At 61.1% G+C, this 17,170-nt stretch carries 17 protein-coding genes; 9 read left to right on the top strand and 8 right to left on the bottom strand.

Going from position 1 to position 17,170, the window contains the following annotated elements; all coding sequences use genetic code 11:
• Positions 1-89 precede the first annotated feature (89 nt).
• Positions 90-653 carry a YggT family protein gene (locus EDC26_RS08250; RefSeq protein WP_132581378.1) on the top strand — a complete coding sequence of 188 codons (564 nt, stop codon included), beginning with the start codon at positions 90-92 and terminating at the stop codon, positions 651-653.
• Positions 654-1,110: 457 nt separating this feature from the next.
• On the opposite strand, the gene EDC26_RS08245 is transcribed toward EDC26_RS08250, so the two are convergent.
• The 8 genes from EDC26_RS08245 to EDC26_RS08210 all read right to left on the bottom strand — a co-directional run bounded on the left by EDC26_RS08245 (position 1,111) and on the right by EDC26_RS08210 (position 7,776).
• Positions 1,111-1,638, bottom strand: coding sequence for an outer membrane lipoprotein (locus tag EDC26_RS08245; RefSeq protein WP_132581376.1), 528 nt, complete (start codon positions 1,636-1,638; stop codon positions 1,111-1,113).
• A gap of 190 nt (positions 1,639-1,828) precedes the next feature.
• The gene (locus tag EDC26_RS08240; RefSeq protein WP_132581374.1) at positions 1,829-2,779 is read right to left on the bottom strand and encodes a carbohydrate kinase family protein; all 951 of its coding nucleotides are present in this window, start codon (positions 2,777-2,779) and stop codon (positions 1,829-1,831) included.
• A 9-nt stretch (positions 2,780-2,788) separates the two neighbouring features.
• Positions 2,789-3,820: a zinc-ribbon and DUF3426 domain-containing protein gene (locus EDC26_RS08235; RefSeq protein ID WP_132581459.1), complete on the bottom strand. Its 1,032-nt coding sequence runs from the start codon at positions 3,818-3,820 to the stop codon at positions 2,789-2,791.
• Between the two features lie 16 nt (positions 3,821-3,836).
• A complete protein-coding gene (prmA, locus tag EDC26_RS08230; protein ID WP_132581372.1) occupies positions 3,837-4,760 on the bottom strand; it encodes a 50S ribosomal protein L11 methyltransferase in 924 nt (307 codons plus the stop codon).
• Between the two features lie 69 nt (positions 4,761-4,829).
• Positions 4,830-6,176 (bottom strand): acetyl-CoA carboxylase biotin carboxylase subunit, encoded by a 1,347-nt coding sequence (gene accC, locus EDC26_RS08225; RefSeq protein ID WP_132581370.1) that lies wholly within the window; start codon positions 6,174-6,176, stop codon positions 4,830-4,832.
• A gap of 4 nt (positions 6,177-6,180) precedes the next feature.
• Positions 6,181-6,624, bottom strand: a complete 444-nt coding sequence (gene accB, locus EDC26_RS08220) for an acetyl-CoA carboxylase biotin carboxyl carrier protein (protein ID WP_132581368.1) — start codon at positions 6,622-6,624, stop codon at positions 6,181-6,183.
• Between the two features lie 91 nt (positions 6,625-6,715).
• Positions 6,716-7,150: a type II 3-dehydroquinate dehydratase gene (gene aroQ / locus EDC26_RS08215; protein WP_132581366.1), complete on the bottom strand. Its 435-nt coding sequence runs from the start codon at positions 7,148-7,150 to the stop codon at positions 6,716-6,718.
• A gap of 119 nt (positions 7,151-7,269) precedes the next feature.
• A complete protein-coding gene (locus EDC26_RS08210) occupies positions 7,270-7,776 on the bottom strand; it encodes a TlpA family protein disulfide reductase (protein ID WP_132581364.1) in 507 nt (168 codons plus the stop codon).
• A 107-nt stretch (positions 7,777-7,883) separates the two neighbouring features.
• On the opposite strand from EDC26_RS08210, the gene mpl reads away from it, so the two are divergent.
• The 8 genes from mpl (at position 7,884) to EDC26_RS08170 (ending at position 16,787) form a co-directional block, all read left to right on the top strand.
• Positions 7,884-9,248, top strand: a complete 1,365-nt coding sequence (gene mpl / locus EDC26_RS08205) for a UDP-N-acetylmuramate:L-alanyl-gamma-D-glutamyl-meso-diaminopimelate ligase (protein ID WP_132581362.1) — start codon at positions 7,884-7,886, stop codon at positions 9,246-9,248.
• Positions 9,249-9,269: 21 nt separating this feature from the next.
• The gene (locus EDC26_RS08200) at positions 9,270-9,863 is read left to right on the top strand and encodes a YqiA/YcfP family alpha/beta fold hydrolase (protein WP_132581360.1); all 594 of its coding nucleotides are present in this window, start codon (positions 9,270-9,272) and stop codon (positions 9,861-9,863) included.
• Positions 9,864-10,270: 407 nt separating this feature from the next.
• Complete coding sequence (locus tag EDC26_RS08195; RefSeq protein ID WP_132581358.1) at positions 10,271-12,157, top strand: ribonuclease catalytic domain-containing protein; 1,887 nt, start codon at positions 10,271-10,273, stop codon at positions 12,155-12,157.
• Between the two features lie 41 nt (positions 12,158-12,198).
• Positions 12,199-13,080, top strand: a complete 882-nt coding sequence (locus EDC26_RS08190) for an energy transducer TonB (protein ID WP_425012455.1) — start codon at positions 12,199-12,201, stop codon at positions 13,078-13,080.
• On the top strand, positions 13,077-13,931 hold the full coding sequence (gene aroE / locus EDC26_RS08185) for a shikimate dehydrogenase (protein WP_132581354.1): 855 nt from the start codon (positions 13,077-13,079) through the stop codon (positions 13,929-13,931). Before EDC26_RS08190 ends, aroE begins: the two co-directional genes overlap by 4 nt.
• Positions 13,932-13,936: 5 nt before the next feature.
• Positions 13,937-14,665 carry a monofunctional biosynthetic peptidoglycan transglycosylase gene (mtgA, locus tag EDC26_RS08180; protein WP_132581352.1) on the top strand — a complete coding sequence of 243 codons (729 nt, stop codon included), beginning with the start codon at positions 13,937-13,939 and terminating at the stop codon, positions 14,663-14,665.
• A gap of 110 nt (positions 14,666-14,775) precedes the next feature.
• Positions 14,776-15,954 (top strand): LPS export ABC transporter permease LptG, encoded by a 1,179-nt coding sequence (lptG, locus tag EDC26_RS08175; RefSeq protein ID WP_132581350.1) that lies wholly within the window; start codon positions 14,776-14,778, stop codon positions 15,952-15,954.
• The gene (locus EDC26_RS08170; RefSeq protein ID WP_132581348.1) at positions 15,951-16,787 is read left to right on the top strand and encodes a symmetrical bis(5'-nucleosyl)-tetraphosphatase; all 837 of its coding nucleotides are present in this window, start codon (positions 15,951-15,953) and stop codon (positions 16,785-16,787) included. The genes lptG and EDC26_RS08170 overlap by 4 nt, the downstream gene beginning before the upstream one ends.
• Positions 16,788-17,170: the final 383 nt, after the last annotated feature.

Genomic DNA, 17,170 nt, shown 5'->3' with positions numbered 1-17,170 from the left:
CCCGATGATTCATCGGGCAGTTTTTTTATGCCCGCAAGGTTTTGAGTCATGCGACAATGTGGCTTCGAAAAATACGGGGCAAGTCCACCATGTTCAGCGACAGCCTGCACTTCATTATCAACATCGCATTCAGCCTGTTCGGCATCGCGCTGGTCATCCGCGCCTGGATGTACGCCATACGGCTTCATCCCTTCAATCCCTATTCGCAGGCTGTGCTGCGACTGACCGATTGGCTGGTGGTTCCGATTCGCAAAGTCGTCAGCCCCGGCGGCCGCTTCGACTGGCCCAGCCTGCTCGCGTGCTGGCTAACGGCATTTCTGTTGTTGCTGCTGACCTGGGTTGCACTGACAGGCGGTTTGCCGCCACCCGCCAGCCTGCTGCCCGCCCTGCTGGCCAGCCTGGTTACGATGCTTAAATGGGCCTTGAATCTGGTACTGTGGCTTACGTTGATACAAGCCATTCTGTCGTGGGTGAATCCGCTCGCGCCCGTCATGCCCGTGCTGCACACGCTAACTGCTCCCTTGCTCGATCCGATCCGCCGCGCGATGCCTAATCTGGGGGGAATAGATTTCTCGCCGCTCGTCCTGCTGGTCCTGGCGCAAGTCGGCATGATGGTGCTGGAGCACCTGGCCTTTTCTTTGTTTGGTGTTTAGGCACGTGTTTGGTGTTTAGGCGCGATAAGGCCTGATCGCCAAATGGCACCCACAAGGGGTGCCGCTACAAAAGGGGTGCCGCTACAAAACATACCCGCGAATCATGCAATGGCAGCCCTTGTGGCTGCCATTTTCAATGGTGCGAGCGGCGTGGGCAATTAAGGTGGAGCGGGCGATTCGGGCACGCTGCGTGCAGGGCCGGCTTCGGGGATCCAAGGCGTGCGCTGTTTGAGCGGGACGCTTGCGAATAGCCCAGTGGGCTATTCGCCCCGCGAGTTCGCACGCCGCCCCGAAGCCGGTTCTGCGCGCAGGAAGTCATGGCGCAGCCATGACCGTGCACGTCAGAGCCCGCTCCACCTTAATTGCCCACGCCGCGGGGCTAGAAGGTTTTAGCGGATAGGGTTAATACGAAAAAATGCCACGTGCAGCGAATGCCACCCACAAGGGGTGGCACTACCTATTGCATAGGCACGACACGCGTAGGCCCGTTGCCGCTGATCATGCGCACGCGCTGGCCGGGTGCCAGGTACGTATCGGCACCTTGAGCGACAACTCGGGTTTCGCCGTTATCCAAGCGCACCGTAATTTCAAGCCCCTGCGTTTTACCCGTCTGATTCTCAATCGCGTTGCCGATCAGGCCGCCTACCAAGGCCCCGCCTACAGCGCCCAGCGCACTGCCTCCACCCCAGCCTCCGCCCCAGCGTCGGCCTCCGCCGCCAATGGCGCTACCCGCTACGCTACCCAACACGCCGCCGGCCACCATCCCTACCCCCGAGTTCCCCTGCTGGATGGTGACGGGGCGTATCGATTCCACCGTGCCGTTGCGCACGATCTGTTCACGCTGGGCCTGGCCGTAGCTATAGACCGAGCTGGACGCACTATCGTTGGCGCAACCCGACAGCAGCGCGAGCGACCCTGCAAGAGCCGCCGCACACATCAGGCGATAGCTGCGCACACGAAGCGACGAGGAATAAATTGAATTCATGAAACAAACTCCCTGGAAGCCGCCATCGACGGGCGGCATTGCTCCGGTGCCCGAAGCGCTGTGAACAATAACCAAACCTCGAGGCAAGAAACAGCCCTGCGCAAAGATCCCTGAAACAATCCAAAACCAAAGCTTTGTTTTTCACCCAACCAGCGATGGACGGATTGCGTAACAGAGCAATACAGGGACGTTACACGGCTTGATCCAGCAGAGTCAAGCCATAATGTTGTTTCAGAGAGCCGCTGATTTCGCTGCGGCTGGGACGATGGTTTTGCGGCCCGCGCGATCCAATCTTGAACGCACCCATCACATTGGCCAGACGGCAGGCGTCGACCAGATCCCACTCTTGCGTCAAACCGAACAGCAGGCCCGCGCGATGCGCGTCGCCGCAGCCGGTGGGGTCGACAATGGTTTCGACCTTGACGGGTTCAATCGTCGTTTTACGGCCCTGGGTGTACAAAGTGGCGCCCTGGGCGCCACGCGTGACGACAACAGCCTGCAGGGACTGCGCAATCTCTTGCATGCTGCGCCCGGTCCGTTGCTCGACAATACCAGCCTCGTAATCGTTGGCCGTGAGAATCCGCGCCAGAGTGAGCATCTCGTTGATATCATCGCCGGAAAACAAGGGCATGGCCTGGCCCAGATCGAAAACAAACGGAATGCCGCCGGCATGCAAACGCCGGGCGTGCGCAAACATCCCCTCTTTGGCATCGGGCGCCACAATGCCCCAGGCAGCGGGCACGCCGGTCAGATCGTTCTCGGCCGAACGCGTCATGGCGCCGGGGTGAAACGACGCGATCTGATTATTATCCAGATCGGTCGTAATGAAACACTGCGGCGTAAACATGTCGGCAATGACGCGGATCCGGCTCGTGTCTATGCCCAGGGTTTTCATATGGGCCAGGTAATCGAGCGCATCGCCGCCCACGGTGCCCACCGGCACCGGATGGCCTCCCAGCAGGTTCAGGTTGTAAGCGATATTCCCGGCGCAACCACCATATTCCTTGCGCATGGACGGAACGAAGAAAGAGACGCTCAGCGACTGTATGCTATCGGCCAGAATATGCTCTTTAAAACGCCCTTCGAACACGGCAATCGTATCGAAGGCAACCGAACCACACACTAATACCGTTGCAGACATTCCAATCCTTTAAGGAAAAAACTTACCTAGTTGAAAACCATTAATCTTGAATCCGGTCACGCTTACCGGCACAGCCACCACAATTTCACTGCCCGCGGCAAACGGCCCTTTCAAGGCTTCGGGCGTCAGGTAGTCTTGCGGGGGGATATTTTTTTTCGCCACGAGCACACCCGAAAAATTCATCAAATCCAGCGTCAGGGTGGGCCACTCCTGGGGCTTGTCGTACGTATTGCGCAAAGTGACCTGCAGCATCATCTGGCTGACATCCGGGTTGGCATTGGCGCCATTGGTCACGGTGCGCAACGACGAATTCATGATGGCAATACGCAGAATGTGCCGCGGATAAGGCACATCGCATTTAAGCGGCACGCACGCCTCGGTGAGGATCGGGCGGAAAACGGGCGCCTGGGCGGCAATTTGCGCCCTGTAGACATAAACCAGTTGCGCGGCCAAAAGCGCCAAGCCAATCACCAGCAAGGCACCCCAAAACACCCGGGCAAAGCCCGCGCGGCGCTCGTAACGGCTATCCAGAAATTCCGGCAAACGAGGCGAGGCGCGCTCTCCACCGGCAATCGGGTCGACATAAATGGCGGACGATTCGGGAGGGCTGGCAGGACCATCGATATAAAACGATTCCGGCCGCGAATCCTGCGCGGCGCCCGCGGGCTCGGGCATCTCCACAACGGGTTCGGTGCGCGTGCTGCGCGGCGCAGAGCGTGCCGACGAGATCGTAAAGGCGGGTGTTGCGGGCGGGCGCGCGCCCTCGGGCTCAACCGGCACATAGGCGGCTGGGGCAGTGCCGCGAGGGTCGGAGGCCGAACGCTGGCGCACGACGCTGGGCCTGACGCCCGATGTAAACGGAGCAGCCGGCGCGGCGGGTGGCGCCTCGGCAACTGGCGCATCGCCTGCCACGGCGGATTCGAAGCCATCGAAAATATACGCACAATGGGTGCAGCGGATATAGCCTTTGCGCAGTTGCAACTGCTCGAGGCTAGCTGCGAATACTGTGCCACATCGAGGGCATTGCGTATTTAAATCCATAAACGGAAATCATTCGTTAATTGCGGCGTCCGTGCAAACACACCCACCCGTCGCGCGCACGCCATACGCGCAGGGCCAACCACGGCGCATAGGCCTGGGCCACCTCATCGGCCTGCCTCTCCAGAACACCCGACAGGGCCAGCCGGCCGCCCGGCGCCACCCGATTGGACAACATGGGCGCCAGCACCTTCAAAGGGTTGGACAATATATTCGCCACCACCAGCTCAGTCTGCCCGGCGGCCAGCGCATCGGGCAGCATGGCCTCCAGCACAACCTGGTTGACTTGGGCATTGTAGCGGGTAGAGTCCACCGCCTGCTCGTCGATATCGACCGCCCAGCAGCGGCCCGCCCCCAACAGCCGGGCGGCAATCGCCAAAATGCCCGAGCCGCAACCGTAATCCAGCAACGTTTCGCCACCCCGCACGTGCTCGGTCAGCCATTCCAGACAAAGATGCGTCGTGGGATGACTGCCCGTGCCAAACGCCAGCCCCGGATCGAGCTCGATATGAATCGGCCCGTCGCCCGCGGCGGCCCGTGGGCCGGAGGGCGGCACGCCGGGGTCGTCCCGATGCCAGCTGGGCACAATCCAGATGCGTTCGCCAATTTTAATCGGTCCGAACTGCGCCTGCGTGAGCCGCACCCAATCGGCATCAGGCACCTCGCGCACCAGCCAGCCGGGCGCCACGGGGTCGCTTAACGCCGCCGCCACCTGCTCCAGAATTTGCTGCGGATCGGCGCCATCGGGCAACAGGGCGACAACGCGATTGCGCCGCCATGCCTGAATCTCGGGTTCCAGGCCCGGCTCGCCAAACAAGGGCTGCTCGGCATCGGTATCGCTATCGGCGTCTTCCACGGAAACCGACAGGACGCCCGCCTCGAGCAAGGCGTCCGACAGCGCCTCGGCCTGGTCTTCCCGGCAGCTTAGGACGAGTTCACGCATAATAATTCCAGTAAAAACCCGGGCGCGCCCCGGCTCGGCCACGCAGCGCCGAAGGCTGTGACACAGGGCTTAAGGACGCTGCGCTAGCTTGTGCTCAAGAAAATGGATGCTGGTGCCGCCTTCGCGAAAGTGCGCATCCTGCATCAACTCGCGATGCAAGGGGATATTGGTGCGTATGCCTTCCACCACCATTTCCGACAGGGCAATTTCCATTCGTGCAATAGCTTGTTCGCGCGTATCGCCATAGGTGATCAGCTTGGCGATCATCGAGTCGTAATTGGGCGGCACGACATAATCGGTGAACACATGAGAATCCATGCGTACGCCGGGGCCGCCGGGCACATGCCAATTGGTAATGCGCCCCGGACTGGGGGTGAACTTGAACGGATCTTCCGCATTGATGCGGCACTCGACGGCATGCCCACGAATCTGGATATCGCGCTGGCGCAAAAGGAATTTCTCGCCGGCGGCAATCCGGATCTGCTGCTGCACCAGATCGACCCCGGTAATCATTTCCGTTACGGTGTGCTCGACCTGGATCCGGGTGTTCATTTCAATGAAATAGAACTCGTCATTCTCAAATAGAAACTCGAACGTCCCGGCGCTGCGATAGCCGATCTTGCGGCAGGCCTCGGCGCAACGCTCGCCGATCCGTTCGATGAGCCGCCGCGGAATGCCTGGCGCCGGCGCTTCCTCGATCACCTTCTGGTGGCGCCGCTGCATGGAACAATCGCGCTCGCCCAGCCAGATCGAATTACGCCCGCCATCGGCCAGTACCTGGATTTCGATATGGCGCGGGTTCTCGAGGAACTTCTCCATATAGACTTCCGGGTTGTTGAACGCGGCGCCCGCTTCGGCGCGCGTCATCGTCACGGCGTTGAGCAAGGCCGCTTCGGTGTACACCACCCGCATGCCGCGCCCGCCGCCGCCCCCCGAGGCCTTGATAATGACCGGGTAGCCCACCTCGCGCCCAATGCGCAAAACTTCCTGCGGATCGTCGGGCAAGGCGCCCGCCGACCCCGGCACGACCGGTACGCCGGCCTCGATCATGGCGTGCTTGGCGCTGACCTTGTCGCCCATCAGGCGTATCGACGCTGGGCTGGGGCCGATGAAAACAAAGCCGCTTTTTTCAACCCGATCGGCAAAATCGGCGTTTTCGGCCAAAAACCCGTAGCCCGGATGAATCGCCTCGGCATCGGTGACTTCGGCCGCGGAGATCAGGGCAGGCATGTTCAGGTAGCTGTCCCGGGCAGCCGGCGGGCCTATGCATACCGACTCGTCGGCCAGGTGCACATACATCGCGTCGCGATCGGCCTCGGAATGCACCACCACTGTTTTAACGCCCAGTTCACGGCAGGCGCGCTGTATGCGCAAGGCAATTTCGCCGCGATTGGCAATAAGAATTTTTTCAAACATCGGTTCAGCCAATTACAAACAGGGGTTGACCATATTCAACGGGTTCGCCGTTTTCAACCAGGATTTCGGTGATCACGCCCGATTTGTCGGCCTCGATCTCGTTCAAAAGCTTCATGGCTTCGATAATGCACAAGGGCTCGCCCTCTTTGACGCTCTGCCCCAGCTCTACAAACGGCGATGCGCCCGGGGTGGGTGAACGGTAGAACGTCCCCACCATCGGCGCCTTGACCTGATGCCCGGCGGGCACGGCCGGCACCGGGGCCGCCGTTGCGGCAGCCGCAGCGGCCGCCACAGGCGCGGCGGGCGCCGCATAGCTCATGGGCACCGGCTGCAAGGTTTGCGAAAATTTAACAATTCTGACCTTGCCCTCGCCTTCGGTAATCTCCAACTCGGCGATGCCTGATTCGGCCACCAGGTCGATCAGGGTTTTCAGTTTTCTCAGGTCCATACAAACTTCCCATGACATGGCTTCACGCAATAAAACTGCGAAAGCAAACGTTGAATAAGTAAAAAAACAGGCCGCCCGCGCCGGACAGCTCCTAGCTGCTTAGGGCGTAGCGCAATGCCGCCTCGTAGCCAAACGCGCCCAACCCCGCTACCACCGCCCGCGCCGTATCGGATAAATAGGAATGATGGCGAAACGATTCGCGCTTATAAACATTGGACAAATGCACTTCGACAAATGGAATCGCCACGGCCGCCAGGGCATCTCGCAAGGCGACGCTGGTGTGAGTGTACGCCGCCGCATTGATAATAATGAAATCGACTTTGTCTCCGCCGGCCTTCTGAATGCGATCGACCAGCTCGCCTTCATGATTGCTTTGGAACACACTGCACACCGCCCCCGCCTGGGCGGCGATTTGCTGCAGATTGGCGTTAATGTCGCCCAGCGTCTGCCGCCCATAGACCTCGGGTTCGCGCGTTCCAAGCAAATTGAGGTTGGGACCGTGCAAAACCAGGATTTGTTGCGTCATAGCCTATTAGCTCTTTATTCGATAGAACGCTTTTTACGCTAAAAACCGCTATTTGTCCATTAAACGCCCATGATTTGCAAAATCTTGCAAAATCGCCATACCCGGGCCGGAGAGAACAACTAGACCGACAGGCCTCGTACGACCGGCTCGAATTCGGCCGGCTTGATTTCGCCCAGAACGCGATGGATCGCGTGCCCTTTGGCGTCGAAAACCACCGTAAAGGGCAGCCCTCCTACCTGGTTGCCCAGATCGCGCATCAGCCGTATGCCGTCGTGGCCCACCACCAGCAAAGGATAGGAAACCCGGGTTTTCTGGATAAAACTGCGGATATTGCTGGCCGTATCCACACCCATTCCCAGAAACTGCACGGTCGGGTATTTTTTATGCAAAGCGTCCAGATCGGGCATTTCTTTTACACAAGGCGGACACCACGTCGCCCAGAAATTCATCACCACGGGCTTGCCGAGCCACCCCGACATGGGGTGCGTCGCGCCCTCGGGATCGGGAAAGCTGCGGTCAAACAGGCCAACAGAGCCGAAGTCGTCGGCCAGCGCCCAATAAGGCGTAGCGCTACAGGCAGCACCCGCCCATAGCATTGCGTGGCGTAAAAAAGCTCGCCGTTTCATGATGATCCCATTTATGTGGTGATTGCCGGTTGGCTAATCATAGCATCGCGCAAACCGCGGGCAGCAGCCCCGCGGCGCTGCCTTTACAATGGCCGCTGGAGAGTTTTATGCACCTACATATTCTAGGCATTTGCGGCACATTCATGGGCGGCCTGGCGCTGATCGCCCGTGCGGCGGGCCACACAGTCACCGGCTGCGATGCGGGCGTCTACCCCCCCATGAGCACACAGCTTGAAGAACAAGGCATCAAGCTTATTGAAGGCTTTGGGCCCGAGCAAGCCCAGTTGCGGCCCGACCTGTTCATTATCGGCAACGTCGTCACGCGCGGCAATCCGTTAATGGAAGCCATACTGAACCAGGGCCTGCCGTACACGTCCGGCCCGCAATGGCTGGGCGAGCATATCCTGCGCGGCCAGCATGTCCTGGCCGTCGCCGGCACCCACGGCAAAACGACCACCAGCGCCATGCTGGCATGGATACTGGAACACGCCGGGCGCGAGCCCAACTTCCTCGTCGGCGGCATCGCCCGCGATCTTAAAGTGTCGGCCCGCTATCAACCGGGGCAATCGCTGTTTGTCATCGAAGCCGACGAATACGACACGGCGTTTTTCGACAAACGCTCCAAATTCGTTCATTACCGGCCTCGCACCGCCATTCTGAACAACCTGGAATACGATCACGCCGACATCTTCCCCGATCTGCAGGCCATAGAAACCCAATTCCATCATCTGGTGCGCACCATCCCCGCACAAGGGCGCATTATTGCCCCCGATGGCAGCGAAGCCATCGACCGCGTGCTGGATCGCGGCTGCTGGACGCCGCTGGTCCGTTTCGGCGGCCACGGGGCATGGCAAGCCGTAGTCAGGGCCGACGCCGACGACGGCCATTTCGACGTGGTTCACAACGGGCAGGCCCTGGGCGCCATCGGCTGGAATCTCGGCGGCGAACATAACCGCTTGAACGCCCTGGCCGCCTTGGCCGCGGCCGAGCATGTCGGCGTACCCCCCCAGGAAGGCCTGGCGGCGTTATCCGCCTTTGCGGGGGTCAAACGCCGCATGGAATTGCGCGGCACGGTCAGGCAGGTTGCCGTTTATGATGATTTCGCCCACCATCCCACGGCCATTGCCACAACGCTCCAGGGCTTGCGCAAACAAGTCGGTGCGGGACGGATACTGGCCGTGCTCGAACCGCGGTCCAACACCATGAAGCTAGGCACCATGGCCGCCAGGCTGCCCGCCGCGCTGCAGGCGGCCGACCTGATATTCTGCTTTGGCGCCACGGCCGGCAAGCATGCCTTGGGATGGGACCCGAAGCAGGTTTTCGCATCCATGGGCGAACGAGCCAAGGCTTACGACGATCTGGACACCATGATCGCCGCCATTGCCGCCGCCGCCCAGGCCGGCGATACAATCCTGGTCATGAGCAACGGCGGGTTCGGCGGCATCCACCAAAAACTCCTGGACCGCTTATAGCGGCCCCGCGCGAGGCGCCCCATGATTCTGTACCTGCACGGTTTCCGTTCTTCCCCCAAATCCTTCAAGGCCCAGCTTGTCGCGCAGGCCCTGCAAAGCCGCGGCCTGGCGCACGAATGGGTCTGCCCGCAACTGCCGGCCAGCCCCGAACGCAGCCTGGCAAAGGTGCGCCACATTATCGAGCAGGCGCAAGCCGAGCAAGGCCTGGACGTAGCCCACGACCTGACCCTGATCGGGTCCTCTCTGGGCGGCTACTACGCCACCTGCCTGGCCGAACAATGGAAATGCCGGGCCGTACTGCTCAACCCCGTGGTGTATGCCGCGCGCGATCTGGCCACCCAGGTAGGCGAACACACGCTCTTTCATTCAGACGAACCCTTTATCTTCCTGCCGGCCTACGTCGACGAGCTGGCCGAGATGGCCGTAGGCCGCCCGGCACACCCGCAACGCTATTTTCTGCTGGCCGCCACCGGCGACGAAGTGCTGGACTGGCACGAAATGGCCGACTGGTACACCGGCAGCCGCGGCCATATTATTGAAGGCAGCGACCACGGCATGGCCGATTTCGAGCAATGGCTGCCCGAGGTGCTGGATTTTGCGCTGGGTTCATCCTGAAGGTAGTTACGATGACCGGTGGCACCCACAAGGGGTGCCGCTACAAAATACGTACCTGCAGCGAGTGTAGGGGCAGCCCTCGTGGCTGCCATTTTCACCAGTCTAGCGGCGTGGTCGCTCAAGGTGGGGCGGGCGATTCGGGCGCGCCGCGGGCAGGGTCTGATTCGGGGATGCAAGGCGTGCGCTGTTTGAGCGGGACGCTTGCGAATAGCCCAGTGGGCTATTCGCCCCGCGAGTTCGCACGCCGCCCCGAAGCAGGCTCTGCCCGCGGGAAGTTCTGGCGCAGCCAGAACCGTGCACGTCAGAGCCCGATCCACCTTGAGCGGCCACGCTGCGGGGCTAGAATATTTCAGTAAAAACGATGGCAGCCACAAGGGCTGCCGCTACAAAAGCACAAATAGGTCACTATGTACGTTCTGTATGAAGACAGCGGAAATTTCAAGGCTGAAAAGATTTTTTCGCAAAGCGACGCAAGCCTGCAGGTCGAATCCGAATCGGGCAAGCGCAGCAAAATAAAAACCACCGCCGTGCTCTTCCAATTTGAGCAACCGGCGCCTGCGGCCCTGCTTGCCCAGGCCCATGCCTTGGCCGCCACCTTCGAGATCGACTTTCTGTGGGAATGCACCCCGCAAGAAGAGTTCGAAGCCACCCAGTTTGCCGAAGAATATTTTGGCCACCCACCCGACGCCATCGAAAAAGCCGCGCTGATTTTTGCGCTGAGCAGCGCCCCCGCGTACTTTCACCGGCGCGGCAAGGGATGCTACCGGCCCGCGCCGCCCGAGATTCTGGCGGCGGCCCTGGCGGCCATCGAGAAAAAGCAAAAGCAGCTCAATCAGCAACAGGAATGGATCGACCAGATGATAGGCGGCGTGCTGCCCGCGCCGATCGCCGAAGCGGCCAATACCCTGCTGACCCGGCCGGACAAAAATTCGCAGCAGTGGAAAGCCTTCGACGCAGCCGTCACGCAACTCAATACCAGCCCCGAGCGGCTGCTGCTCAAGCTGGGCGCCTGGCCCCACGCACTGGCCCTGCACCAGCACCGGTTTCTATCGGCCCATTTCCCCAAAGGATGCGGCTTCGCCCCGGTCGAGCTGCCCGAGATCGGCGCCAACCTTCCCCTGGCCGAAGTGGAGGCCTACTCGGTCGACGACAGCAGCACTACGGAAATCGACGACGCCCTGTCGGTCGAACACATCGACGACACGACCGTACGGGTCGGCATCCATATTGCCGCCCCCGGCCTGGCGGTGCAACGCGGCAACGATCTGGACAAACTGGCCCGCGCGCGCATGTCGACGGTGTATTTCCCGGGGCAGAAAATCCCCATGCTGCCCGATGAGCTGATCGAGGCGTTTTCGCTCAACGCCGGCCAGACTCGGCCCGTACTGTCTCTATACGTTAACGCGCGGCTGGACACGGGCGAGATAGTGTCGACCGAAACGCGGCTGGAACGCATACAGGTGCGTGAAAACCTGCGTCACGATGTGCTCGACGACCTCATCACCGAAGAAGCCCTGAACGACCCGCAGGCCGAACTGCCCTACGCGCACTGGCTGCGCCCCTTGTGGCAACTGGCCCAGCGCCTGAGCGCGCAGCGCGACCTGGTGCGCGGCAAGCCCGAGAACAATAATCGCATCGATTATTCCTTTTCGTTGCAAGGCTCGCCGCACGATCCCGACACCCCCGTGCAACTGATCGCGCGGCGCCGCAACGCGCCTCTGGACAGGCTGGTGGCCGAGTACATGATACTGACCAACAATCTTTGGGGCGGCCTGCTGGCCGACCATGGCGTGCCCGCCATCTACCGCTCGCAACAGATGGGCCGCGTGCGCATGTCCACCCAGGCCTTGCCGCACGAGGCCATCGGCGTTGCGCAATATGCGTGGTGCACCTCGCCTTTGCGCCGCTACGTCGACCTGGTCAACCAGTGGCAAATTCTGGCCGCGGCCGAGCATGGCGTGTCGGCGCGCCTGGTTGCCCCCTTCAAGCCCAAAGACGCCGATCTGTTCGCCATCATCGGTGCGTTCGACGCGCAATACGCCGTCTGGAACGAGTTCCAGAACGCCATGGAACGCTATTGGTGCCTGCGCTGGCTGCAGCAACAAGGCCTGCGCAACGTGCAAGCCAGCGTCCTGCGCGACGATCTGGTGCGTTTGTCCTGCGCGCCCCTGGTTATCAGGGTGGCCACACTACCGGAGCTGGAGCGCGGGCAAATCGTCAATCTGGAAATCATGGGGTTCGACGAACTGGCGCTTGAACTGGACTGTCGCTACCTGGACACGGTCGCGGCATAATTAAGGCAGCGTAACTGCCAAGGCTTGAAGAAGTGACTGACATTCCTGCGCCTCTTGCGTTCTTGCCTGCGCCCGCCGAGCCGCGCAGCGACCATCTGCGCATCGCGCTCTTGCTGTCGCTATGCGTGCACGCGGCGGTGCTGGCCATTCATTTCTCGTCCCGGGCTTTGGCTCCCGTTGCCTCCAGCGCCCTCGAAGTAACGCTGGTCAATGCTCAAACGGAATCGGCGCCGGCCAAGCCGCAGCTCCTTGCGCAAAATCAGATCAACGGCGGCGGCCAGGCCAATGCGGGCTACGCGGCGTCGCCCCTGCCCCGTACCGTGGCCGAGTCGGCCGACCAGCAGGTTCTGGAAGCCCTGCGCAAGCGCCAGGCAGAGCTCGAGGCCGAACAACAGCAGCTTTACACGCAGCTGGAATCCCGGCAAAAAGCCCTGCTGGCCCGGAAAAACCCGGATCTGTTCGAGCAGTCGACCGACCCGGGCGACGATAATCGCAATCAGGAAAGCCTGATCCTCAACGCCCAGATCAGCGCCCTGAAGGAGCGGATCGACCGCTACAACGCCCAGCCGCGGCAACAGTTCGTGGGCCCATCGACCGCCGCGTCGGACTACGCCCAGTATGTAGAGGCCTGGCGCAAAAAAATCGAGCTGCTCGGGACCGAGCATTACCCTGCCGAGGCGCGCGGCAAAATTCATGGCACACTGCAGCTAACGGTTTATATCGGGCGCGACGGCCAATTGCTGCGCGTCGAAATGAATCAACCGTCCGAACACGCGGTCCTGAACCTGGCCGCGCAACGCATTGTGCAGTTGGCCGCGCCTTTTCCGCCTTTACCGCCGGCCGTGGCCAAAACAAACGATGTATTGGCCATTACACGCACCTGGCACTTCATCAATAACCAGTTAAATACCGATACGCCGTGACTTCCGCCGCCCCAGAAAACCGTTATGCCGTCATCGGCAACCCGATCGAGCACAGCCGCTCGCCCTTCATCCACCAGCAGTTTGGGCGGCAAACCGGCATTGCCCTGCACTACGAACGCATCCTGGCTCCCCTGGACGACTTCACCGGCACGGTCGAGCAATTCTTTGCCGGCGGCGGCCGGGGGCTGAACGTGACGCTGCCCTTCAAGGAAGCCGCGTGTGCGCTGGCGGCCGAACACTTAAGCGACCGCGCGCAACTGGCGGGCGCCGTCAATACGCTGTGGATGGCCGGCGGCCGCTTGCATGGCTGCAATACCGACGGCGTCGGGCTGCTAAGCGATATCCGCCGGCTGGGCGTCACGCTGGCGGGCAGGAAAGTGCTGCTGCTGGGCGCCGGAGGCGCGGCCAAAGGCGTGCTGCTGCCCTTGCTGCAAGCGCGCTGCGCGCAACTGCACATCGCCAACCGCAGCGCGGAACGCGCGCACGAACTGCACAAGCGGACCATAAGCCTCGCGCCCCGGCGCGCCGAACGGCTTTCAGCCGGCGCGCTGGACGCCATCGCTGGGCAGTGGGATGTGGTCATCAATGCAACTTCCAGCAGCTTGGGAGGCGGCACACTGAACCTGCCCGACACGCTGTATGCGCCCGGCGCGCTGGCCTACGACATGATGTACGGCGCCCAGGACACCCCCTTCCTGCGGCAGGCCCGCGCTCATGGGGCCAGCGTGCTGGCCGATGGCCTGGGCATGCTGGTGGGCCAGGCAGCCGCCAGCTTCGCCATCTGGCACCGGGTACAGCCCAAAATCGAACCTGTGCTGGCGGCCCTGCGCCAACAGCTGCAGCACACATAAAGATCATGGCGGCGCGCAAATCCGGCGGACATAAAATCCTGCGCGTCGCGTTCCTGACGGGCGTGGGCGCCCTGCTGCTTTATCAGTTGGGCCTGTTCATCATGGTCGTGTGGTTCAATTTCAAGAACCCCGGCAGCACCGCCTTCATGAGCGCCACGCTCACCGAACTGCGCGCATCGAACCCCGCGGCCACGCTGGAACAGCAATGGGTGCCTTATAAAGAGATCAATACCACGCTGAAACGCGCGGTGATCGCCTCGGAAGATGCCAATTTCACCAACCACGACGGCGTGGAGTGGGACGCCATCCGCAAAGCCTGGAAATACAACCAGCTCCAGGCCGAAGAGGGCAAAAGCAAACGTCGCGGCGGCTCGACCATTACCCAGCAGCTGGCGAAAAACCTGTTCCTGTCGGGATCGCGCTCTTACCTGCGCAAAGGCCAGGAACTTGTGCTGGCCTATATGATCGAATTTGTCATGAGCAAAGAGCGTATTCTGGAACTGTATTTGAATGTCGCCCAATGGGGCGGCCAGGTGTTCGGGGCCCAGGCCGCGGCGCAGCACTACTTTCATATCGACGCCCGCGCGCTGAACCGCTATCAGTCGGCCCGCCTGGCCGCCATGCTGCCCAACCCGGCGTACTACGACAGCCACCGCAACACCGCCTACCTGAGGTCTCGCGCCAACACGATCGAACTGCGCATGCGCCGGGTCGATCTGCCTGATGTGCCGTAGGCCTCCTTCGGGCCGTGCCACACTCCTTATAATAGCGGCACACTGATACTATCGCCCTATATTTATAGGTTGCGCTATTCACTTTTATTCCAGGCAAGAAACCGTTCACGATGAATACCGCCCGCCGCTACCTAGCCAGCGAAATCTATCGCTCCACCGCCGTGGTGCTGATCGCGCTGGTGGGGCTGTTCACCTTTTTTGCGCTGATCGACGACCTGGATAATATCGGCCCCAAGTTTACCTTGCTCAGCCTGTTCTATCTGCAAGTCCTGGCCTTCCCGACGCGCCTGTACGACCTGCTGCCCATAGGCTTGCTCATCGGCGCCGTGCTGGCGCTGGCCGGGCTTGCACAACGCAATGAACTGGTTATTTTGCGGGTTTCGGGGGTCAGCGGCCTGAAACTGCTGGGCATGCTTTGGGTCGTCACCATCCCGATGGTGGTGGGCGCTTTTATACTGTCCGAAGTGGTCACTCCGGCGGCGGAGGTAAAGTCCAGCGAAGCCAATTTAGTGCTGCTGGGGCGCTCCGAGGGCGGGCGCTTGAATAGCGGCTACTGGTTCAAAGAACCCACACCAGGCGGGGGTACCCGCGTCATCAACATTACCCGGCTGTTGGCTATCGGCGGCGTCTCGGGCATTACCCTGTACGAATTTCGCAAAGGCCAGGAACTGACCTCCTTCACTCAAGCCAAGAATGGGCACTTCAGCCATGGCCAGCTCATTTTGGACGATGTCGTCGAAACCCAGATCGACAACAGCTCCAAAATCGCACTGGCCGACGTTCAGACCCCGGCCCAGCCGTTATCCCATATCCGGTCGCTGCCTGAGACAAGCATCCCCACAACGCTCACGCCGCAGCGCCTGATTGCCCGCATTCTTACGCCCGAACGCATGTCGATCAGGGATCTGCTCGATTACATCGGGTACCTGCACGCCAACAAACTGCAAACCGAACGCCAAGTGGTGGCGCTGTGGCGCAAGATCGCCTATCCGTTCACCCTGCTTGTCATGATGACGATTGCCGCGCCCATCGGTTTTATGCAAACCCGCCGCGGCGGGGTCGGCAGCAAAGTGTTCGTGGGCATATTGCTGGGCGTGGGGTTCTTCATGCTTAATCAATTGGCGCTGAATGTGGGGATGCTGAGCAAATGGCCGCCGTGGGTAACGGCCCTGGTGCCTAATCTGGCCGTTCTGGGGCTGGCGCTGGGCGTGCTTACGTTAATGGAAAACCAGCACTGGGTGCGCCGTTTCAGCCAGGCGCGCTGGCCGTGGAGCAAACGAGCTGTATGAGCAATAAATCCAATATCTGGATCATCGGCGACATCCAGGGGTGTTGTTCGCCGCTGGCGGAACTACTGGCTCAGCCGGAGATCGCCGGCAATCCGGACGCGCAGTTCTGGTTTGCGGGCGATCTGGTCAATCGCGGCCCGAACTCGCTGGGCACCCTGCGGCTTATCATGAGCCTGGGGGAGCGGGCCATCGCGGTACTGGGCAATCACGACCTGCATCTGCTGGCCGTGGCGGCAGGTATTAAAAAGCCGGGTAAATCCGATACGCTCAACGGCATACTCGAAGCGCCCGATTCGGCCGGCTTGATCGATTGGCTGCGCCGCCGGCCGATGGCCCATTATGCGCATCATCATCTGTTGGTGCATGCGGGGGTGCTGCCCAAGTGGAGCGTCAACAAAACGTTGGCGCTGGCGGCGGAGGTGGAGTCGGCATTGCGCGGACCGGACTGGAAAAGCCTGCTGCAGAAGATGTACGGCAATGAGCCGGTGCGATGGAAAGATGCGTATAACGGGAGCAAGCGTTTGCGTGTGATTATCAATGCGCTAACGCGTATGCGGATGTGCAATAGCCGCGGCCATATGGAGTTTGCGCAAAAGGGGCCGCCGGGCCACGGGGGTGAGTTGATGCCCTGGTTCGATGTTCCCAACCGCGCTATCCGCGACGATACGATTGTGTTCGGCCATTGGTCGACGCTGGGCCTGCTGCTGCGGCCGGATGTTATTTGCCTGGATACGGGGTGTATTTGGGGCGGCAAGCTGACCGCCCTGCGCCTGTCCGACCACAAAGTCGTGCAGGTCGGTTGCGCGCAATATCAGAATCCGACGGAACATTAGTTATTCCGCCACCCGTAGCGGCACCCTGTAGCGCCACCCCTTGTGGGTGGCATTCGCTGCACGTAGCATTCTTTTGATACGCCCTATGCCGCATAAACCTTCTAGCCCCGCATCGTGGGCGGTCAAGGTAGGTCAGGCTCCGACGTGCACGGTTCTGGCTACGCCAGAACTTCCCACGCGGATGAGCTGCTTTGGGGCGGTGCGCAAACTCGCAACATGACCCGTCCACTGGACGGGTCAAAACCGTTGCTCAAACAGTGCGCCCCTTGCCTCCCCAAAGCAGCTCATCCGCGCGGCGTGCCCGAGTCGCCTGCCCTACCTTGACCGCCCACGACGCTCGCGTGGTGGATGTTTGAGGGGCCGCCGGTGAATTTGATTGACGC

Source organism: Paralcaligenes ureilyticus, assembly GCF_004346225.1.
GTDB lineage: Bacteria > Pseudomonadota > Gammaproteobacteria > Burkholderiales > Burkholderiaceae_B > Paralcaligenes > Paralcaligenes ureilyticus.
The sequence above is the reverse complement of the archived record's forward strand: the minus strand, read 5'-3'. Positions and strand labels throughout refer to the sequence as shown.